The 16,161-nt window shown below is 66.0% G+C and carries 16 protein-coding genes; 8 read left to right on the top strand and 8 right to left on the bottom strand.

Annotated features, from left to right (window positions below; genetic code table 11):
* Window positions 1-35 precede the first annotated feature (35 nt).
* Genes AC1DDH_RS18005 through AC1DDH_RS17990 form a run of 4 tightly spaced genes read left to right on the top strand, consistent with a single transcriptional unit; the run spans window position 36 to window position 3,964 of the window.
* Complete coding sequence (locus tag AC1DDH_RS18005; protein ID WP_476851155.1) at window positions 36-356, top strand: 2Fe-2S iron-sulfur cluster-binding protein; 321 nt, start codon at window positions 36-38, stop codon at window positions 354-356.
* A 2-nt stretch (window positions 357-358) separates the two neighbouring features.
* The gene (locus AC1DDH_RS18000; RefSeq protein ID WP_476851154.1) at window positions 359-1,672 is read left to right on the top strand and encodes an NAD(P)/FAD-dependent oxidoreductase; all 1,314 of its coding nucleotides are present in this window, start codon (window positions 359-361) and stop codon (window positions 1,670-1,672) included.
* Between the two features lie 40 nt (window positions 1,673-1,712).
* On the top strand, window positions 1,713-2,450 hold the full coding sequence (locus AC1DDH_RS17995; protein ID WP_476851153.1) for an HD domain-containing protein: 738 nt from the start codon (window positions 1,713-1,715) through the stop codon (window positions 2,448-2,450).
* A complete protein-coding gene (locus tag AC1DDH_RS17990) occupies window positions 2,447-3,964 on the top strand; it encodes an aldehyde dehydrogenase family protein (protein WP_476955995.1) in 1,518 nt (505 codons plus the stop codon). The genes AC1DDH_RS17995 and AC1DDH_RS17990 overlap by 4 nt, the downstream gene beginning before the upstream one ends.
* A gap of 53 nt (window positions 3,965-4,017) precedes the next feature.
* Here the strand turns inward: AC1DDH_RS17990 and AC1DDH_RS17985 are convergent, their stop codons facing one another.
* From AC1DDH_RS17985 to AC1DDH_RS17975, 3 genes are all read right to left on the bottom strand, one after another.
* A complete protein-coding gene (locus AC1DDH_RS17985) occupies window positions 4,018-4,566 on the bottom strand; it encodes a TOPRIM nucleotidyl transferase/hydrolase domain-containing protein (RefSeq protein WP_476851151.1) in 549 nt (182 codons plus the stop codon).
* A gap of 62 nt (window positions 4,567-4,628) precedes the next feature.
* Window positions 4,629-5,654 (bottom strand): NADPH:quinone reductase, encoded by a 1,026-nt coding sequence (locus AC1DDH_RS17980; RefSeq protein ID WP_476851150.1) that lies wholly within the window; start codon window positions 5,652-5,654, stop codon window positions 4,629-4,631.
* A 149-nt stretch (window positions 5,655-5,803) separates the two neighbouring features.
* Window positions 5,804-6,616, bottom strand: coding sequence for an MBL fold metallo-hydrolase (locus AC1DDH_RS17975; protein ID WP_476955994.1), 813 nt, complete (start codon window positions 6,614-6,616; stop codon window positions 5,804-5,806).
* A gap of 614 nt (window positions 6,617-7,230) precedes the next feature.
* On the opposite strand from AC1DDH_RS17975, the gene AC1DDH_RS17970 reads away from it, so the two are divergent.
* Entirely contained in the window at window positions 7,231-7,728 is a 498-nt protein-coding gene (locus AC1DDH_RS17970) for a nuclear transport factor 2 family protein (RefSeq protein WP_476955993.1), read from the top strand.
* On the opposite strand, the gene ligD is transcribed toward AC1DDH_RS17970, so the two are convergent.
* Window positions 7,680-8,924 (bottom strand): non-homologous end-joining DNA ligase, encoded by a 1,245-nt coding sequence (gene ligD, locus AC1DDH_RS17965; protein WP_476955992.1) that lies wholly within the window; start codon window positions 8,922-8,924, stop codon window positions 7,680-7,682. The two genes, AC1DDH_RS17970 and ligD, sit on opposite strands and share 49 nt — an antisense overlap.
* A gap of 48 nt (window positions 8,925-8,972) precedes the next feature.
* Here ligD and AC1DDH_RS17960 point away from each other — a divergent pair, with 48 nt between their 5' ends.
* Window positions 8,973-9,365, top strand: a complete 393-nt coding sequence (locus tag AC1DDH_RS17960) for a VOC family protein (RefSeq protein ID WP_230009733.1) — start codon at window positions 8,973-8,975, stop codon at window positions 9,363-9,365.
* A 31-nt stretch (window positions 9,366-9,396) separates the two neighbouring features.
* On the opposite strand, the gene AC1DDH_RS17955 is transcribed toward AC1DDH_RS17960, so the two are convergent.
* The 3 genes from AC1DDH_RS17955 to AC1DDH_RS17945 form a co-directional block, all read right to left on the bottom strand.
* Window positions 9,397-9,858 (bottom strand): hypothetical protein, encoded by a 462-nt coding sequence (locus AC1DDH_RS17955; RefSeq protein WP_476955991.1) that lies wholly within the window; start codon window positions 9,856-9,858, stop codon window positions 9,397-9,399.
* A gap of 95 nt (window positions 9,859-9,953) precedes the next feature.
* Entirely contained in the window at window positions 9,954-11,093 is a 1,140-nt protein-coding gene (locus AC1DDH_RS17950) for a LacI family DNA-binding transcriptional regulator (RefSeq protein ID WP_476955990.1), read from the bottom strand.
* Window positions 11,094-11,144: 51 nt separating this feature from the next.
* Window positions 11,145-12,593: a sugar porter family MFS transporter gene (locus AC1DDH_RS17945; protein ID WP_476955989.1), complete on the bottom strand. Its 1,449-nt coding sequence runs from the start codon at window positions 12,591-12,593 to the stop codon at window positions 11,145-11,147.
* Window positions 12,594-12,949: 356 nt separating this feature from the next.
* Here AC1DDH_RS17945 and AC1DDH_RS17940 point away from each other — a divergent pair, with 356 nt between their 5' ends.
* Window positions 12,950-13,993 (top strand): Gfo/Idh/MocA family protein, encoded by a 1,044-nt coding sequence (locus AC1DDH_RS17940; protein ID WP_476955988.1) that lies wholly within the window; start codon window positions 12,950-12,952, stop codon window positions 13,991-13,993.
* Window positions 13,994-14,008: 15 nt separating this feature from the next.
* Here AC1DDH_RS17940 and AC1DDH_RS17935 read toward each other — a convergent pair whose 3' ends face one another.
* A complete protein-coding gene (locus AC1DDH_RS17935) occupies window positions 14,009-14,593 on the bottom strand; it encodes an HhH-GPD-type base excision DNA repair protein (protein ID WP_476932283.1) in 585 nt (194 codons plus the stop codon).
* Window positions 14,594-14,697: 104 nt separating this feature from the next.
* On the opposite strand from AC1DDH_RS17935, the gene AC1DDH_RS17930 reads away from it, so the two are divergent.
* Window positions 14,698-16,161 (top strand): protein adenylyltransferase SelO, encoded by a 1,464-nt coding sequence (locus AC1DDH_RS17930; RefSeq protein ID WP_476955987.1) that lies wholly within the window; start codon window positions 14,698-14,700, stop codon window positions 16,159-16,161.

The raw sequence follows: 16,161 nt of genomic DNA, 5'->3' as shown, positions 1-16,161 counted from the left end.
CCTGCCATCATCCGATTCAACCTAAGGAGAACCACATGCCAACGGTTCATTTCACCGACGCCGGGGGCGCTGTCCGCGACGTCCAGGGAAACCCCGGCGATTCAGTCATGGAAACGGCCGTCCGCAACGGCGTCCCCGGGATCGTCGCCGAATGCGGCGGCTCATTGTCCTGCGCTACCTGCCATGTCTTCGTCCGCGAGGACTGCCTTTCGCAGCTTCCGCCGATGGAGGACATGGAAGACGAAATGCTCTACGGCACCGCCGTCGACCGTGAGGACAACTCGCGGCTGTCCTGCCAGCTCCGGCTCACGGACACGGTGGAGCTGTTCGTCACCACCCCGGAAACCCAGGTGTAGCCGTGGGCGCGGAAGCAGTGGAGCAGGCAACTGACGCCCTCGTCGCGGAGCAAAACACTCCAACGCGCACGGGGCTCCTGATCATCGGCGCCAGCCAGTCCGGGGTCCAGCTTGCTGTATCGCTGCGGGCACTCGGCTTCGACGAACACATCACCCTGCTCGGCGACGAGGACCACCGACCCTACCAGCGCCCGGCCCTGTCCAAGGAGTTCCTGCAGGGCACGGTAGAGAGCGAATCACTGATCTTCCGCTCCAACGATTACTGGGCCGGACACAACGTGGCCCTGGTCAAGGGCGAATACATCGTCCGGATCGACAAGGAACCCGACGGCTCCGGGGTCGCGCATTCTTCCGCCGGAAAACAGTTCCCTTTCAAGCGGCTGGCGCTCACGGTCGGCGCCCGGGCCCGCAAGCTGGAGATTGAGGGCGGGAACCTCGACGGCGTGCTGTACCTCCGCAACGCCGACGACGCGCTGGCACTCAAGGCGCGGGTGGGGGATGCCACGGATGTGGTGGTGATCGGCGGCGGATTCATCGGACTGGAGGCCGCGTCCAGCCTGCGGAAGATGGGCAAGAACGTCACGGTTCTGGAATTCGGTCCGAGGCTCGTCGGCCGGGCCGTGGGAGATGAGACGGCCGGGTACTTCCTGCAGGCGCACCGTTCCCGCGGCCTGGACATCCGGCTCAACACCAGCGCCAAGCGCTTCACAGCCAGCGAGGGCGGTAGCGCGGTCGCCGGCGTCGAACTCCAGGACGGCACAGAGCTCTCCGCGCAGATTGTGCTCGTGGGGATCGGCGTCATTCCCAACACACAGCTGGCCGAACAGCTCGGGCTGACGGTGGACAACGGGATTGTGGTGGACCGCTTCGCGCTGGCCTCGGACGGCACAACGGTGGCGATCGGCGACTGCGCCAACATGCCCAACCCGGTGCCAGGGTCGGAGCCGGGGGAGCGGATCCGGCTGGAAAGCGTCAACAACGCCATCGAACACGCGAAGGTAGCCGCCTACTCGCTGACCGGGCGGCGCGAGGAATACGCCGGGATCCCGTGGTTCTGGTCCAATCAGGCGGACCTCAAGTTGCAGATCGCCGGACTGTGCAACGGCTACGACCAGACGGTACTCCGGCGGGACGAGGACCGCGGGAAGTTCAGCGTCCTGTACTACCGCCAGGGCCAGGTCATCGCCGCGGACTGCGTCAACGCCCCGCTGGACTTCATGGCCGTCAAGAACGCACTGGCAAAGGGCCAGAACATCCCTGCCGACGCCGCGGCGGACCCCGCCACGCAACTCAAGACCATCACCACGGACAGCTAACTGCACTCAGACAGTACGCCGGCCCACCCGAAGGAGCATTATGAGCACCCCCAAGACTCCGGTCGCAGCCAGCCCCGCCGCTGAACCGGTGGACGTGCCGGCCCAGGCCTTTGCCGCGGAGTACAGCGTCCGGCCTGTTCCCGCGGCTGGTCCGGTAGACACCACCGCGATCTGCAATACCCCGGCTGCCGTTCAGGAACTCGACGCGCTGTGGAGGGCCGTGGTCCATGAGACGCGGACGCGCGGAAACGACATCCACTTGCCGATTTCCTTGGCCTACGCCGAACGGCTGTGCCGGGCCTATCCCGGCGCCGACGCTGAACTGGTGCGCGTGGCCACCGTGCTGCACGACACTGGCTGGGCCCACGTTGATGAATCCCGCATCATATCCGAGGGCTTCACCGGTGACTGGCGGAAGGCTGCCATCCGCTACGAACACGAGCAGCAGGGCTGCGACGTGGCCCGCCGGGTTCTCCCCGCCCTGGGATACTCCACCGAATTCATTGAGCGCGTCTGCGAGATCATCGACGGCCACGACACCCGGCCGGTGGCCCGGTCCCTGGAAGACGCCCTGATGCGCGATGCCGACAGGCTATGGCGCTTCGACCGCGCCGGGATCGCCCTCGCCTCCTCGTGGTTCGCCATGGACCCGGCCACGTACACCGACAGGCTGGCCACCGAGATCGTGCCCGAACTCATCACCCAGGCCGCCCACGATATGGCCGCCGCGGACCTAAACCGATCCAACGCCCTTCTTAAGACGGCGGTGATCCGATGACCTCCGCCACGCATGATGCTCCTGCCCTGGTAGCCCGGACGGAGCTGTCCCTGCCGCATACGCATGTGGATACGATCTTTGTCGACGGCGCGTGGCAGCCTTCGCGGGGCACCGGCCGCAACCCGGTGACCGACCCCGCTACGGGCGAAGTGTGGGGCTCGGTGCCGGACGGAACGCCGGAAGACCTGGACGCCGCCGTCGGCTCTGCCCAGCGTGCCTTTCAGGGCGAGTGGCCCCGGCTTACCCCGTCTGAGCGCGCCAGCTACCTTCTCCGGATCGCTGAGGAGGTGGAGAATCGGGCTCAGGAGCTTGCCCTGACGAACTCGCGGGAAAACGGCTCACCGGTGTCCGAATCCGCCGGGGCGGCAGCCAACGCGGCCGGTATCTTCCGGTACTTCGCCACCCTCGCCGCGTACCTTGAGCATGAGGATGTCCGCCCCTTCCCGCGCGGCGGCGGCGAGTCAGTAGTGCGGCGCGACCCGCTGGGAGTCTGCGCGCTGATCGCGCCGTGGAACTTCCCCATCAACCTGGTGGTCATCAAACTGGCGCCGGCTCTGCTGGCAGGCTGCACCGTGGTGATCAAGCCGGCGTCGCCCACGCCGCTGTCCATCCGGGTGATTGTCGAGGCCGTCGCCGCGGCCGGGGTTCCGGCGGGCGTGGTCAACCTGGTAACCGGCTCCGGCCGGATGGGGGATCAGCTGGTGAAGCACCCGGGCGTCGATAAGGTGGCGTTCACGGGATCGACGCCGGTGGGCCGGAAAATTGCCGCGGCCTGCGGGGAACTGCTGCGTCCGGTCACGCTGGAACTGGGCGGGAAGTCCAGCGCCATTGTGCTCCCTGATGCGGATCTGGACGCGATGTCCAAGGTGCTGATCCGGTCGTCGATGCGCAACACCGGCCAGACCTGCTACATCTCGACCCGGATCCTGGCGCCTGCGAGCCGTTATGACGAAGTGGTGGAGATGGTCACGGCCACGATTGCGGCCGGAAAGCAGGGTGATCCGCTCGAGGCGGACACTGTGTTCGGCCCTTGCGCAACGAAGTCCCAGTACCGGACCGTGCTGGAGTACGTGGAGTCGGGCGTGGCCGACGGCGCGCGGGTCACCACCGGGGGGCGAGCGGCGTCGTTAGGCGGTGGCCTTGAGGGCGGCTATTTCGTGCAGCCCACAGTCTTCGCCGACGTCACTCCGGAGATGCGGATCTCCCGTGAGGAGATCTTCGGCCCGGTCCTGTGCATCCTAAAATACGACGACGCCGATGGCCGTGTTGACGAGGCCGTGGCGCTGGCTAACAACACCGAGTTCGGGCTCGGCGGTCTGGTGTTCGGGCAGGACGCGGCGGCCGCTCTGAACGCGGCCGACCGGATGGACACGGGCTCCGTGGGCATCAACTTCTTCGCCTCCAACCATGCAGCCCCCTTTGGCGGCCGGCACGATTCCGGCCTTGGCACCGAGTACGGGATTGAAGGCCTGAACGCGTACCTGAGCTACAAGTCCATCCACCGCCGCACGTAGATAGCGGGATGCCCGTGACACGGTGAAGGCATTCGATCCTTTGGGCGGCAGGATCAAAGCGGGAATGATGCAACGAGGCGGGCGAGCGGCGGAGGCGCCTGTCCGGCCGGCAAGGCGTCGACCAGCAGTGGCGCGTATCGGACCTTGTTGCCGCTGCGTCCACCGAAGAACCGGCGCAACTGCGCCGTTATTGGCCGCTCTCGCAGTGACGGCTGGCGTTGCAGGAGCCGGAACGACGCGAGCTCGCCTTGAGCGGCGTTGACTTTGAGCACGGCACCGATCCCCAGGCAGCGGATGAGTTCGTCCTCCAGATCGGCGTGGCAGACGTGGAACCCAAGCTCGGCCAGCGAACCGGGCCCGATACCTGCCCGGCCGAGCGCGCGGGCGATGCCACGGGATTCCCCTGCATCACACAGGCCTAACAACCGGTGGCCTGCGCCATTCGGTCCGTAGCGGTCGAGGAAGTGGACGATGCTGGTCGCGCCTCCCATCGGTACGACCGACACCCGCAAGGCTGCCAGGTCATGGCCACGGCGGAAGGAAAGCGCCTCAACCGCAAGCCGGTCACTCTCACCTTCGACCAACACCGTCGTCGCCTGCATGGAACCAGTATGCCGAACGCATTGTCTGGTCGCGGGCTCCTCGCCGGACACGCAGAAGGTGGTCAGGCCGCGGACACGTCGACCAGGACCTTCCCGACGAAGCCTTGTTCTACGGCGTCGTGCGCTGCCGCGGTTTCCTCGAGCCGAAAGCGGGTGAGGGGCAGTCCGTGCTCATCGCCGACCCGCAATGCCCCCGCTTTCAGCGCATCCGCGACTGCGGCAACGGCCGCCGCCTTCTGCTGCTCCGTCACGGTGTACGTGAGGATGAACTGGAATTGGACGTTCTTGCCCATGCTCTCGCGAATGGGAATGCCCAAGGATTCACCGGGGTTGGCAGCATAAATGGAAATGGTTCCGCCCGGCTTCACCACCTTGAGGTCATTGCCGATGTTCGCCGGAGCATTGACGTCGACGATCGTATCAACGCCTCCAGGGGCTGCCTCGCGCACGGCCTGTGGGACGTCGGCAGTGCGGTAGTTGATCACACTGTGCGCGCCGGCCCGGCGGGCAAGTTCACCTTTCCGCTCCCCGCTCACGGTCGCGATGACGGTTGCCCCGGCCCAGCGGGCGAGCTGAATGGCCGCGTGCCCGACCGCACCCGCGCCACCGGTGACCAGCACCACCCGCCCTTCCAGGGCGCCCGGCGAAAGCCTGGCCGGGCCGTCCTGGCTGGAGGTCAGTGCACGATGTGCCGTCAGTGCCGGGATCCCCAGGGATGCGCCCGTGTCGAAGGACTCCATGTCTGGAAGGGCAACGGCCTGCGCGGCCGGCACCACCACGTACTCCTGGGCTGTGCCCTCGGTGCCGCCCCAGGCGACGTCCCAGAGCCAAACACGATCGCCGACGGACAGCCCCGGCACGCCGGATCCAACCTCGTCGATAACGCCGGCACCATCCTGGTTGGGCACTTTTGGTGCCTCCAGCCTGCTTCCGCTCCCGCCGGCGGCCCGGGACTTCCAGTCGGTGGGATTGACCCCGGAGACCACCACCCGGACTCTGACCTGGCCCGGTCCGGGTGCCGGCAGTGGCCTGTCCTGGAGGGTCATCGCGGACGATGGCCCTGTCTTTTCGTACACGATGGCCTTCACTGTTACTCCGCTTCTTCGGATTCCATAGGGGGAAGGGATGAGAGCGCCGTGAGAACCTGGGGTTCTCCTGGTCGCCATGATGGCTCGGATACCTCTGACGTCAATTGAGGCGCTTGATCCCACGCTAACGCAAAAGGGAAATGGGCGGCTCAGGTCAAATGGTCGAAGTCGCCGCGCGCCCAAGCAGCGTGCCGTTGTGCAGAATCGTGCAGAATGGCCTTGGCGCCGGACGCGATGACATTGTTGAAGTTGCCGTAGATCCGGTCGAAGTTGAGCTCTCCCAGCTGCGCGGCGATTCGCACCGCCACCGCGCCGGATAGCGGCACGTGGTTCGGGTAGCTGCGCATGAAAGCGATGGAGCGACGGTCCGGATTCGGATACACGCTGTCACCGGTCAGCAGAACTCCTTTGCCGCCGGCTCCTGCAGCCCAGTGCGCCACCGCGCTGCCCGGGAAATGGCCCCCGGTCTGGTGCAGGGTCAACCCTTCGGCGATAGGTTGACTGCCGGACCAGTATTTAATGAGCGGATCATTGCGCCCCAGCCATCGCCGGTCTGCATCCGCCACAAGTACGGGGACGCCGCCGAGCCGATGCGCCCACTCGACCTGCACACCKAACATGTGTGGATGGCTGGCGGCGATCGCCAGGACCGGGCCCCGCTTGAGCACTGCCTTCGCAGCGCTGTCGTCGACATATCCGACCGGATCCCACAACAGCGAACCCTTGTGTGTCGCCACAAGCTGGGCGGTCTGGCCGATCCCGACTCTTGGCTCTGTCCGGATCCCGACAAGGCCCGGCTCGTTCTCCGTCAACACCGTTTGCTGGCCCTCCTGCGCGAGCCCGTCCAGTGTGAGCCACTTTTGTCCGTCCTCGGGTACATACTGCCGCTCGTCGGTGCAGATCGGGCAAATGTCCGGGGCAGGTTCGTCGCGTTCCACGGCGCAAGTTGCGCAGATCAGCATGGCGGGTCCCTTCGAAGGCCTTGTGTCCTGCTCCTCTTGCCCACCGTAAGCGTGCCCGGCGTCGTCGGGAAGCCGATGCCGCTATCAACTTTCTAACGCGAACATCTGGCGTTCAGGCCCGTCCACCCCGCCGCGTCTTTGGCCATGTTGGACGGCGGTGATGTGCGCTGGCCGCGATGGCGGCCGCAAAATGGATCCCGCAATCCGGGTGTGCGTCGAATTGGGTGTCAGGAGCGTCGATACATATTCAACGCACCGACGGGGACAGCAGGGCGGCTATGACGTTCACCGCATACCAGCCCAATGCCCCAAGTGCACCCAGAACGGCAACGGAAACCACCCAAAATAGGGCCGAGAGTTTCGGCCTCGGCTTCTCATCCATAACAACCACCCCGCAATCAATTGGCATACCTCGGACCGAATCTTGCCTGAACCCCCTTGCGGAAAGCTTGGAATCGAGGCGAGGCCTCTAGCCCGCAGCTGCCTGGGGCAGAGGTAACCCCCCACCCTTGCAGCCACCACGAGGCACGCTTAGGATGGCGGGGCCGGGACGGCCTGGACGGCGATAGACCTATCCTGCCGTTGACGGACAGTGAGCCCTTTGGAGGTCCGACGTGAGTGAGCGGGATGACTTCATGGCCTGGGTTGGGTCGCGCCTCAAGGACGCCGAGACCGCCCTGCATAACGGCGACGCCGCGCCGCGGTTCGCCATCTGGTCCCGAAGAGAGCCCGTTACCGTGCTTGGCGCGTGGATGTCCGGCAGCGGTTCCGAGGACGTGGGGCGCATCTTCCGTCAGCTGGAAGCATCCTTCTCGGATTGCAAGTCATACACGCACGAGGTGATTGCTGCCGACGTGATCGGGGACATGGCCTACACCGTTGGGTACGAGCATACGAGCACCTCGGTAAACGGAGAGCCGAGGGACTACACACTGCGCGTGACCCAGATCTACCGGCGCGAGGATGGCGAATGGAAGGTCGCCCACCGCCACGCAGACACCCTGGCGCAGCTGGACAAGCCTCAAGACGCCCGAGCCCCGTCCTTGGTGTCAGGATCCGGCGGTCAGGATCCAGGGCGCCCCGGCCACTCTTTGCCGGCCCAGGGGTCGTAGTCGGCGATGAGCTCCTCCTGCGGCGGACGCTCATTTTCCGGGACGTGTTGCAGGTTCACCCGGACCCGGTACCAGAGCGAACTCGATCCCCGCATTCCGTCGACGAGTACGTCTGCGGGGTGCAGGGCTGATAAGAGGTCCGCATGCCGGGTCTTCCATTCCTCGAGCGCCGCGAGCGCCTCGGGTTTGGTCTTGGTCCTTGCCACCTCGATGAGCGGCATTACCGATTGCCGGCGGCCCAGACCGTCGCCGCCGCGCGGCGGCTTTTCGGCGGGGCCGAGCCCGGCAGCCAGACTGATGAGCCTGTCGAGTGTCCCTGCCGCATCGTCGATCCCGGCGTGGGGGTCGCCCATCGCCGCGAAGCGCTCAAGCACCGTTGGCACCGTGAATTGTTCCGGCCGGGTGGAGGTAACCTCGTCCCACGTGAGCGGAGTCGAGACCCGGGCGTCGGGCAGGGGCCGGATCGAGTACGCCGATGCCACGGTGCGGTCCTTGGCGTTCTGGTTGAAGTCGACGAACACACTCTCGCCGCGCTCCTCCTTCCACCACCGCGCGGTGGCGAGGCCCGGAGCGCGGTTCTCGACCTCGCGGGCGAGGGTCTCTGCGGCGAGCCGCACGTCGCGGTACGACCACTGAGGCGCGATGCGCACGAGGATGTGAAGTCCCCGCGAACCGCTCGTCTTCGGCCACCCCACCAGTCCGACGTCGTCGAGCACCTCCCGCGCGACATAGGCGACGTCGACGATCTGCGCCCAGTCGACCCCCGGCATCGGGTCGAGGTCGACCCGGAGCTCGTCCGGGTGCTCGAGGTCCTCGGCACGCACGGGGTGCGGGTTGAGGTCCAGGCATCCAAGATTCACGACCCACGCCAAGCCCGCAGCATCCCGGATGACGGCCTCTTCGGCTGATGTTCCGGACGCGTAGTGCAGCGTTGCCGTGTCGATAAAGTCGGGGTGGTTTTCAGGCACGCGTTTCTGAAAGAACGGCTCAGCGCCGATCCCCTTCGGGAAGCGCTTGAGTACCATGGGCCGGCCGCCTGCGCCCCGCAGCGCACCGTCGGCGACGGCGAGGTAGTAGCGGACCAGGTCGAGCTTGGTCAGCCCGGGTTCGGGGAACACCACCTTGTCCGGACTCGAGATGCGAACCTCGTTGCCGGCTATGTTGAGGATCTCGGCGGGGGTCTTCGACGAGTTCATTCCGCCACGCTAGTTCCGGACGGCTGCGCTTGGGAATAGCATTCCGGCATGGACGCCAAGTTATTCGCCTATCTCAGCTACAGTGACGCACCCGCAGCCCTGGACTGGCTCCAGGCCGTGGGATTTGGCGTTATTCAGCGGCACGACGGACCCGCAGGGTCAGTGCTGCACGCCGAGATTTCCATGGGGGAGGCGGTGCTAATGGTGGCAAGTAGCGATGCCGCCTACCAGCGGCCGCCACTTATCGGCCAGTCAACCGGCCAGGGACTGTATCTTCTGGTCGAAGACGTCGACGCCTTTCATCAGAAGGCCCTCGCCGCGGGCGGAACCTCAGTGATCGAGCCCGAAGCCACCCAATGGGGCGCCCGGCGCTGCCGGGTCCTCGATCCGCAAGGACAGGAATGGAGCGCCGGCACCTACCAGCCCGGAATAGTCTCGTGATGCGTCCTTGCTTGCCCCCGGGCAGGCGCTTTTAGGTGCCCTCCTGGGTGCCGGTGTCGAAGGGCTTGTCCGTGGCCGGCGGCTTTTCGCCAGGCGTACCTGTTCCGGCCTTGCGCAGCGGATCTACAGTACCTTCCGCGCCGTAGTCACCTTCGGTGTACTGGCCGATTTCCGACCCGGCCGTGCGTCCCGGAGCCGTGCCAGCGCCGCCGTAGTCGGCTGCTACGTAGCGCCCGGATTCCTTGGCTCGGTCTCCCAAGGGTTCGGGCAGGCCGCCCTCCTTGCCGGCCGCACCGTAGTCACCTTGGACGTATTGGCCTTCCTCGTCCTCGGCGTGCCGGCCTCTCTGCACGCCAGCCTTACCGTACGCTCCTTCGACGTACCGGCCCCGGAGCTCCTTATCTTCTGGTTTCACGTCCGCGGGCGCCTGGTCCGCGGGCAATTCGGAGTCGCTGCGGTCTGTCATGATCCTGCCCTCCAGAGACGAATCCATGCGTCTAATCCGGCGCAATTCAAGTCTAGTCAGGGCCACTGCACCATGACAGAGCGCAGTGGCCTCCGGCCGCCCGCCTTGGGTGGCCAAGAGTGTCAGGTGTGGGCGGCGGGAGCGGTGGTGCTTCGAACGACGAGGCGCGGGGCCAGCACTTCGGTACGTGGCGGCAGGGAGGGGTCGGCGATGCGGGCGAGGAGAAGCTCCGCGGCGCGGGTGCCTACGTCCCGGCTGACGGGGTCGACGGTGGTCAGGGAGACGTGGCGGATCCCGGCGAGATAGGTGTTGTCGTATCCGACCAGTGAGAGTTGTGCCGGCACGCTGATGCCGTGCTCGTCGGCGGCCGAGAGCGCACCGACGGCGAGGATGTCGTTGGCGGCAAAGACCGCTGAGGGGGGCTGGCCGCCGTCGATAAGGCGGCTCATTGCCTCAAAGCCGGAATGTTCGCTCAAGTCCGTTGGTATCACTCGGATGTAGTTCTGGAAGCCGTGGCGGGTCATGGTGTCCCGGTAGGCGTCGGCCCGCACGGTAGCAGAGCCGGTGGGAGCGGTGAGGAAGGCAATGTCGCTGTGGCCGAGACCAATCAGGTGCTCGACGGCCATCCGGGCGCCGGCGGCGTCGTCGTTGGTGACGCGGTCCGCTGCCGGGAGGTCGAAGGCGCGGGTGCCGGCGACGACGGCTGGCGTGAGCAGTGTGGCGCGGGTGAGGTCTTCATCGGCCGTGAAGTCTCCGGCGATGACGAGGCCGTCGACGCGCAATTCCATGAAGGCGGACACCGGGCTTTCCCCTGGGCGGGCCAGATAGCGGGGATCGCCGAGGACCATCCGGAGGTTCTGCTCCCGGAAGATGTTCTGCATGCCGTCGAGCAGCTCCACGAACCAGGGATTGGAGAGGTCGTCCAGCAGCACTCCTACTGTTTGCGTCCGTCCGCTGGCGAGCGAGCGGGCCGCATTGCTGGGCCGGTAGTCGAGTGCGGCTATGGCGGTGGCGACAGCTTCCTTTTTTTGTTCACTCACCTTTGGTGAACCCCTCAGCACCAGGGATACGAGTGCGCGAGATACGCCGGCTTCGCGCGCCACATCCTCAATGGTGGCGCGTTTGGCCGCTCCATGCCGGTTCAGTTCGCTCCTGGACAAATGGCCTCCTGCCGGCAAGCGTATCGCGGGAAACACAGCGGTTCCGGCCGCCGCCCCATGGGCAACCGCGCCGGTTCCACTGCTGCCTGACGCCGGCCGCATGCCTGTCCCGTGGGGGAGGCCCTGGCGGCAATGGCTACGGACGTTCGATTCTCAGAGAGACACCGCCTTCTCGCCCGGTACCGTGGGGGGCACGATGATTGGTATGCCTCCGGTGCGGAAATGCACCTCCAGCTCTTCCAGCGACTGTCCCTTTGTCTCCGGGACGAATTTCGCCACGAAGATGAGGGAAACAATGTTCACCAGCACGAACAGGGTGAACGTGCCGGTTGAGCCCAGGGCCACGACGAGGATCGGGAACAGGAAGGAGATTGCCGCGTTCACGGTCCAGAGGGCGAACACCGCAATGCCCATCGCGAAGCCACGGATGGCCAACGGGAAGATCTCGGAGAGCAATAGCCACACGCACGTGCCGATGAAGCACTGCACGAAGGCCACGAACAGCATCATGGCCGCCAGAATGGTGTAACTGACGAGGTCCGACTGGGGAAGCGTGAAGACGACTGCGAGGAGTGCCTGCGAAGCCACGACCCCGGAGAAGCCAATGACCAGCATGCGGCGGCGCCCGACGAAGCCCAGCAGCCAGATGCCCAGGACGGTCATCAGCACCGACGTCACACCGACGGCGATGGTCGCCACGAGCGATGCGCTCACGCCGAGGCCGCTGCGCTCGAGGATGGTGGGGGCGTAGTAGTTCACGGTATTGATGCCCGTTGCCTGCTGGGCTGCGGCGAGCCCGATGCCGACCCAGAGGAGCCGGCGCATCCAGGGATTGTTCTTCAGATCGCGCCAGGCGCTGGAGCGCTCGTTCCGGGCGGTATTCGCGGACTCAACGATTTCTTTGTACTCGAAATCGGCTTCCTCAGGGCTGCGGCTGAGGTTGAGGATGCGGCGGCTGTCGTCGAGCCTGTCGCGGATAGCGAACCAGCGCGGCGATTCGGGCAGGGCGAGCATGCCGATCAGGAGTGCGATGGCGGGGATGGAGGCAATGCCAAGCATGATGCGCCAGACTTCGGCGTCGTGGATGACGGCGTCGAGGAGTGCGTTGATGGCAAAAGCGAGCATCTGGCCGGTCACGATCATCAGTTCGTTGATGGTGACCATGCGTCCGCGCAGTTGTGCAGGCGCCATTTCCGCAAGGTAGAGGGGGCACGTTACGGCGGCGGCGCCGACGCCAAGACCGAGGATGACGCGGGCAACGACCATGAACCCGACGGTCGGTGCGATGGCGCAGCCTATCGCGCCGAGGAGGAAGAGCAGCGCACAGACGAGCAGCGTGCCGCGCCGCCCAAGCTTATCGGCGAGCCTGCCGCCGCTCAGTGCGCCCACCGCGGCACCAGGAAAGAGCAGTGCGCTGACGACGGTGGCCTCTTCGACCGGGCTCATGCTCAGGGAGTCCTGCATGTAGAGCAACGCACCGGAGATCACGCCGGTGTCGTAGCCGAACAGGAGTCCGCCGAGTGTGGAGATGACAGTGAGACGGGCGAGATACCCGCGGTGTTTTGAGCCCGATGCGGGCGAGCTTGCTGTGTGCAACGACATTGTTGACTTCCTCGATTCGGCCGACCTGGAGGGCGGACTTTGAATTGGGAGCGTTCCCGGGAGGGTGCTGGATCACGCACCTTCAACGTTAGAGCGCTCTAACGAGACAGTCAAGAGTTTGTCTTGACATGCGCTCAAAGTATCGACGGGCATCCTGGAGGCGCACGGTCAGGGACAAGTCCGCGGGCGGGGCGGCGGGAAGGGTGCCGGAGGCCGAGTGTGTGGCGCCGCGGTGGAGCGGCTACCTCTTCAGGGGCTTTTCCCGGATGAAGCGGTTTGTTACTATGTCAGGACAAATTCAGGGAAGGGGTTATGCGTCTCATGCGAATCGATGTCAACACAAGGGAGGCCGGCATATGACCGGGAACTCTTCACTCCCGGTGTCCCGGGTCCCGGATTCCCGAGCCGCACCACCACTCCGCTGGGGGATCATGGGTCCCGGCTGGATTGCGGAGCGCTTTACGGAATCCGTCCAGGCGCACACCTCGCAGATTATCGCCGCAATCGGGTCCCGCTCGCTGGACCGTTCCGAAGCCTTTGCTGGACGGCACGGCATCCCCGCTGCCTTCGGCAGCTATGAGGAGCTGGCGGCCGCCGACGTCGACATCGTCTACGTGGCCACGCCGCACAACTTCCACTACGAGGCCGCCCTCATGGCGCTCGACGCCGGCAAGCACGTTCTGGTCGAAAAGCCGATAGGCATCAACCGTGCGCAGGCGGCCGGCATCGCCAGCCGGGCCGCCGCCGCCGGCCTGTTCGCCGCCGAAGCCATGTGGACATTTTTCCTGCCCAAGTTCGACGTCATCCGGCAAGTGCTCGACTCCGGAATGCTCGGGGACCTTACTACGGTCTTCGCCGAATACGGTGAGCACTTTGACCGCAGCCACCGGATCTTCGACGCGGCTCTGGCGGGCGGGCCACTGCTGGACCTGGGGACCTATCCGCTTTCGCTCATCACGTCCGTCCTGGGCGAACCGGACCGCCTCCTGGCGCTCGGTGAACCGCACGAATCCGGAGTCAATGCCCAGCTTTCGGCCGTCATGTCCTTTGCCGGCGGACGCCAGGCCATGATGAACACCCAATTGCACAATTTCACGCCGACGTCCGCCACCATTGTGGGCACCGAGGCTTCGCTGTCAATTGACGGGCCCTTCAACATGCCAGGCAAGTTCAGCGTCCGCTTCCCGGACGGTACCCGGCTGGCCTATGAGGAGCCGGCCGGAGCACACTTCGGGGGCCTGCACTTCGAGGCTGCCGCCGTCGCCCGCGCCATTGCGGCAGGGCGGCTGGAGGTTCCCCAGCGGCCGCTCGCCGAATCCATCCGGACCATGGCCGTCGCCGACGCCATCAGGAACCAGCTCGGAATCGTGTTCCCCGGCGAAGCCGTTGGAAGCCTCTGATCCCGGACCTCCGTATCAGCGCTCGGATGCCTTCGCGGCTTTGATGGCGGCCTTGGCGGCCTGCTTGCTGGCGCGCACTCTTTTCAGCGACTCGGGGTCCACGATGTCGGCGACAGAAAGAAATGCGCTCTCCTGGCCATAGGGGCCGGCGGCCTCACGCCAGCCTGGCGCCTGCAGGCCGCACTGCTTGCCTAGCAGTGCAAGGAAGATCCTGGCCTTTTGCTCTCCGAAGCCGGGCAAGCCCTTCAACCTGCGCAGCACTTCCTCACCGTCCGGGTCGTCCTGGTTCCAGATGGCAGTTGCGTCCCCATTCCAATCGCCTTGGACGGTCGCAGCGAGGTCCTGGACGCGGCCGGCCATGGAGCTGGGGAAGCGGTGGATGGATGGACGCTCCTTGAAGATCTCAACGAAGCCGGCAGGGTCGTATTCGGCGATTGCGGCAGGGGCCATGGACCCGATGCGCGTCCGGATCTTTTCGGGTCCGGCAAACGCAGACTCCATGGTCACCTGCTGGTCAAGCAGCATGCCCACAAGGAGTGCGAACGCGTCATTGCTGAGCAGTTGGTCGGCGGCGGCGTCGCCCGTGATGTGCAGTTCCATGCGCCCATCCTGCCACCAGCTCCGCGCCACGTCATGGCACCGGCCCGAATCTGCTCCGCCGCGACCAGCGGCATTGCTGACGCTGTGGCCGGTATCCTTGAAAGATGAGTGGCACAGCGCATTCAACCGTCACATTTGATGGCCGCTTCGCCCGGGAGTTCCAGGAGATGGCCATTCCCTGGCGCGCGGAGGAGGCGCCCGAGCCGCACCTTTTGGTGCTCAACGAGCACCTCGGCGCTGAGCTGGGCCTCGATCCGGCCTTCCTCCGGAGTCCGGAGGGTCTGCGTCTGTTGACCGGCAACGCCGTCCCTGCCCATGCCAGTCCGGTGGCGCAGGCCTACGCCGGCCACCAGTTTGGCTGGTACGCGCCCCGGCTCGGCGACGGGCGCGCACTCCTGCTGGGCGAGATCGGGCACGCGGACGGGCAGCTCCGCGACGTCCACCTCAAGGGATCAGGACGCACGCCGTTTGCCCGCAACGGGGACGGCCAGGCGGTGGTCGGTCCCATGCTGCGCGAATACATCGTGAGCGAGTCGATGCACGCGCTGCACATCCCCACGACCCGGTCCCTCGCCGTCGTCGCGACGGGACGTTCGGTGCAGCGCGAGACGCTCCTGCCCGGCGCCATTCTGACCCGGATAGCCAGCAGCCACCTGCGCGTCGGCAGCTTCCAGTACGCCCGGTCTACGGGCGACATCGGCCTCCTTCGCCGCCTCGCCGACTACGCCCTGACCCGTCACCACCCCGCCGCCGCGAAGGCCGGGAACCGATATCTCGCACTCTTCCAAGGGGTCATATCCGCCCAGGCTTCGCTGGTGGCCCAGTGGATGCTCGTCGGATTCGTTCACGGGGTCATGAACACCGACAACATGACGATTTCGGGCGAAACGATCGACTACGGGCCGTGTGCCTTCATGGAAGGCTTCGACCCGGCCGCCGTCTACAGTTCGATCGACGAGAGCGGGCGCTACGCCTACCGCAACCAGCCGGTGGTGGCGGAGTGGAATCTTGCCCGGCTCGCGGAGTCGCTTCTGCCCCTGCTCCACGACGACGAGGAGCAGGCGGTCGAGCTCGCGGTGGGAGCACTCGGCGAGTTCCGCCGGCAGTACAGTGACGCCTGGTCGGCAGGCATGAAGGCCAAGCTGGGGTTCCGTGACGGGCTCGACGACGACGTGGCCTCGCCTCTCGTGGACGAACTTGTGGCTTTAATGCAGGAGTCACGGGCCGACTACACCTCGTTTTTCCGGCACCTCGGCAATGCCGCCCGCGGCCGTGCCGAAGCCGCCCGGGGCCAGGCTCAGGACACGGCAGCTTTCGATGCCTGGGTGGGGCGATGGCGTGCCTTGGCACCGGATGCTGACGCCATGGACCGGGTCAACCCGGTCTACATCCCGCGGAACCACCTGGTGGAGGAGGCCCTGGCGGCCGCTACCGTCGGAAACCTGGATCCGCTGGCACGGCTGCTGGACGCAGTCGCCTCGCCTTTCGACGAGCGGTCCGGCCTCGAGCGCTACGCCGCTGCCGCCCCGGAAAGCTTTGGCCCGTACCGGACCTTCTGCGGAACCTGA

The sequence above is a fragment of the Arthrobacter sp. 10T425 genome (genome assembly GCF_056393985.1).
The sequence above is the reverse complement of the archived record's forward strand: the minus strand, read 5'-3'. Positions and strand labels throughout refer to the sequence as shown.

Coding starts and splice junctions, on each gene's coding strand:
- AC1DDH_RS17960 (WP_230009733.1), top strand. CDS start 8,973: ATGGACGCCAAGTTATTCGCCTATCTCAGCTACAGTGACGCACCCGCA.
- AC1DDH_RS17985 (WP_476851151.1), bottom strand. CDS start 4,566: ATGCAGGCGACGACGGTGTTGGTCGAAGGTGAGAGTGACCGGCTTGCG.
- AC1DDH_RS17945 (WP_476955989.1), bottom strand. CDS start 12,593: ATGTCGTTGCACACAGCAAGCTCGCCCGCATCGGGCTCAAAACACCGC.
- ligD (WP_476955992.1), bottom strand. CDS start 8,924: ATGAACTCGTCGAAGACCCCCGCCGAGATCCTCAACATAGCCGGCAAC.
- AC1DDH_RS17955 (WP_476955991.1), bottom strand. CDS start 9,858: ATGGATTCGTCTCTGGAGGGCAGGATCATGACAGACCGCAGCGACTCC.
- AC1DDH_RS17990 (WP_476955995.1), top strand. CDS start 2,447: ATGACCTCCGCCACGCATGATGCTCCTGCCCTGGTAGCCCGGACGGAG.
- AC1DDH_RS17935 (WP_476932283.1), bottom strand. CDS start 14,593: ATGGAACTGCACATCACGGGCGACGCCGCCGCCGACCAACTGCTCAGC.
- AC1DDH_RS17995 (WP_476851153.1), top strand. CDS start 1,713: ATGAGCACCCCCAAGACTCCGGTCGCAGCCAGCCCCGCCGCTGAACCG.
- AC1DDH_RS17950 (WP_476955990.1), bottom strand. CDS start 11,093: ATGCGGCCGGCGTCAGGCAGCAGTGGAACCGGCGCGGTTGCCCATGGG.
- AC1DDH_RS18005 (WP_476851155.1), top strand. CDS start 36: ATGCCAACGGTTCATTTCACCGACGCCGGGGGCGCTGTCCGCGACGTC.
- AC1DDH_RS17940 (WP_476955988.1), top strand. CDS start 12,950: ATGACCGGGAACTCTTCACTCCCGGTGTCCCGGGTCCCGGATTCCCGA.
- AC1DDH_RS17930 (WP_476955987.1), top strand. CDS start 14,698: ATGAGTGGCACAGCGCATTCAACCGTCACATTTGATGGCCGCTTCGCC.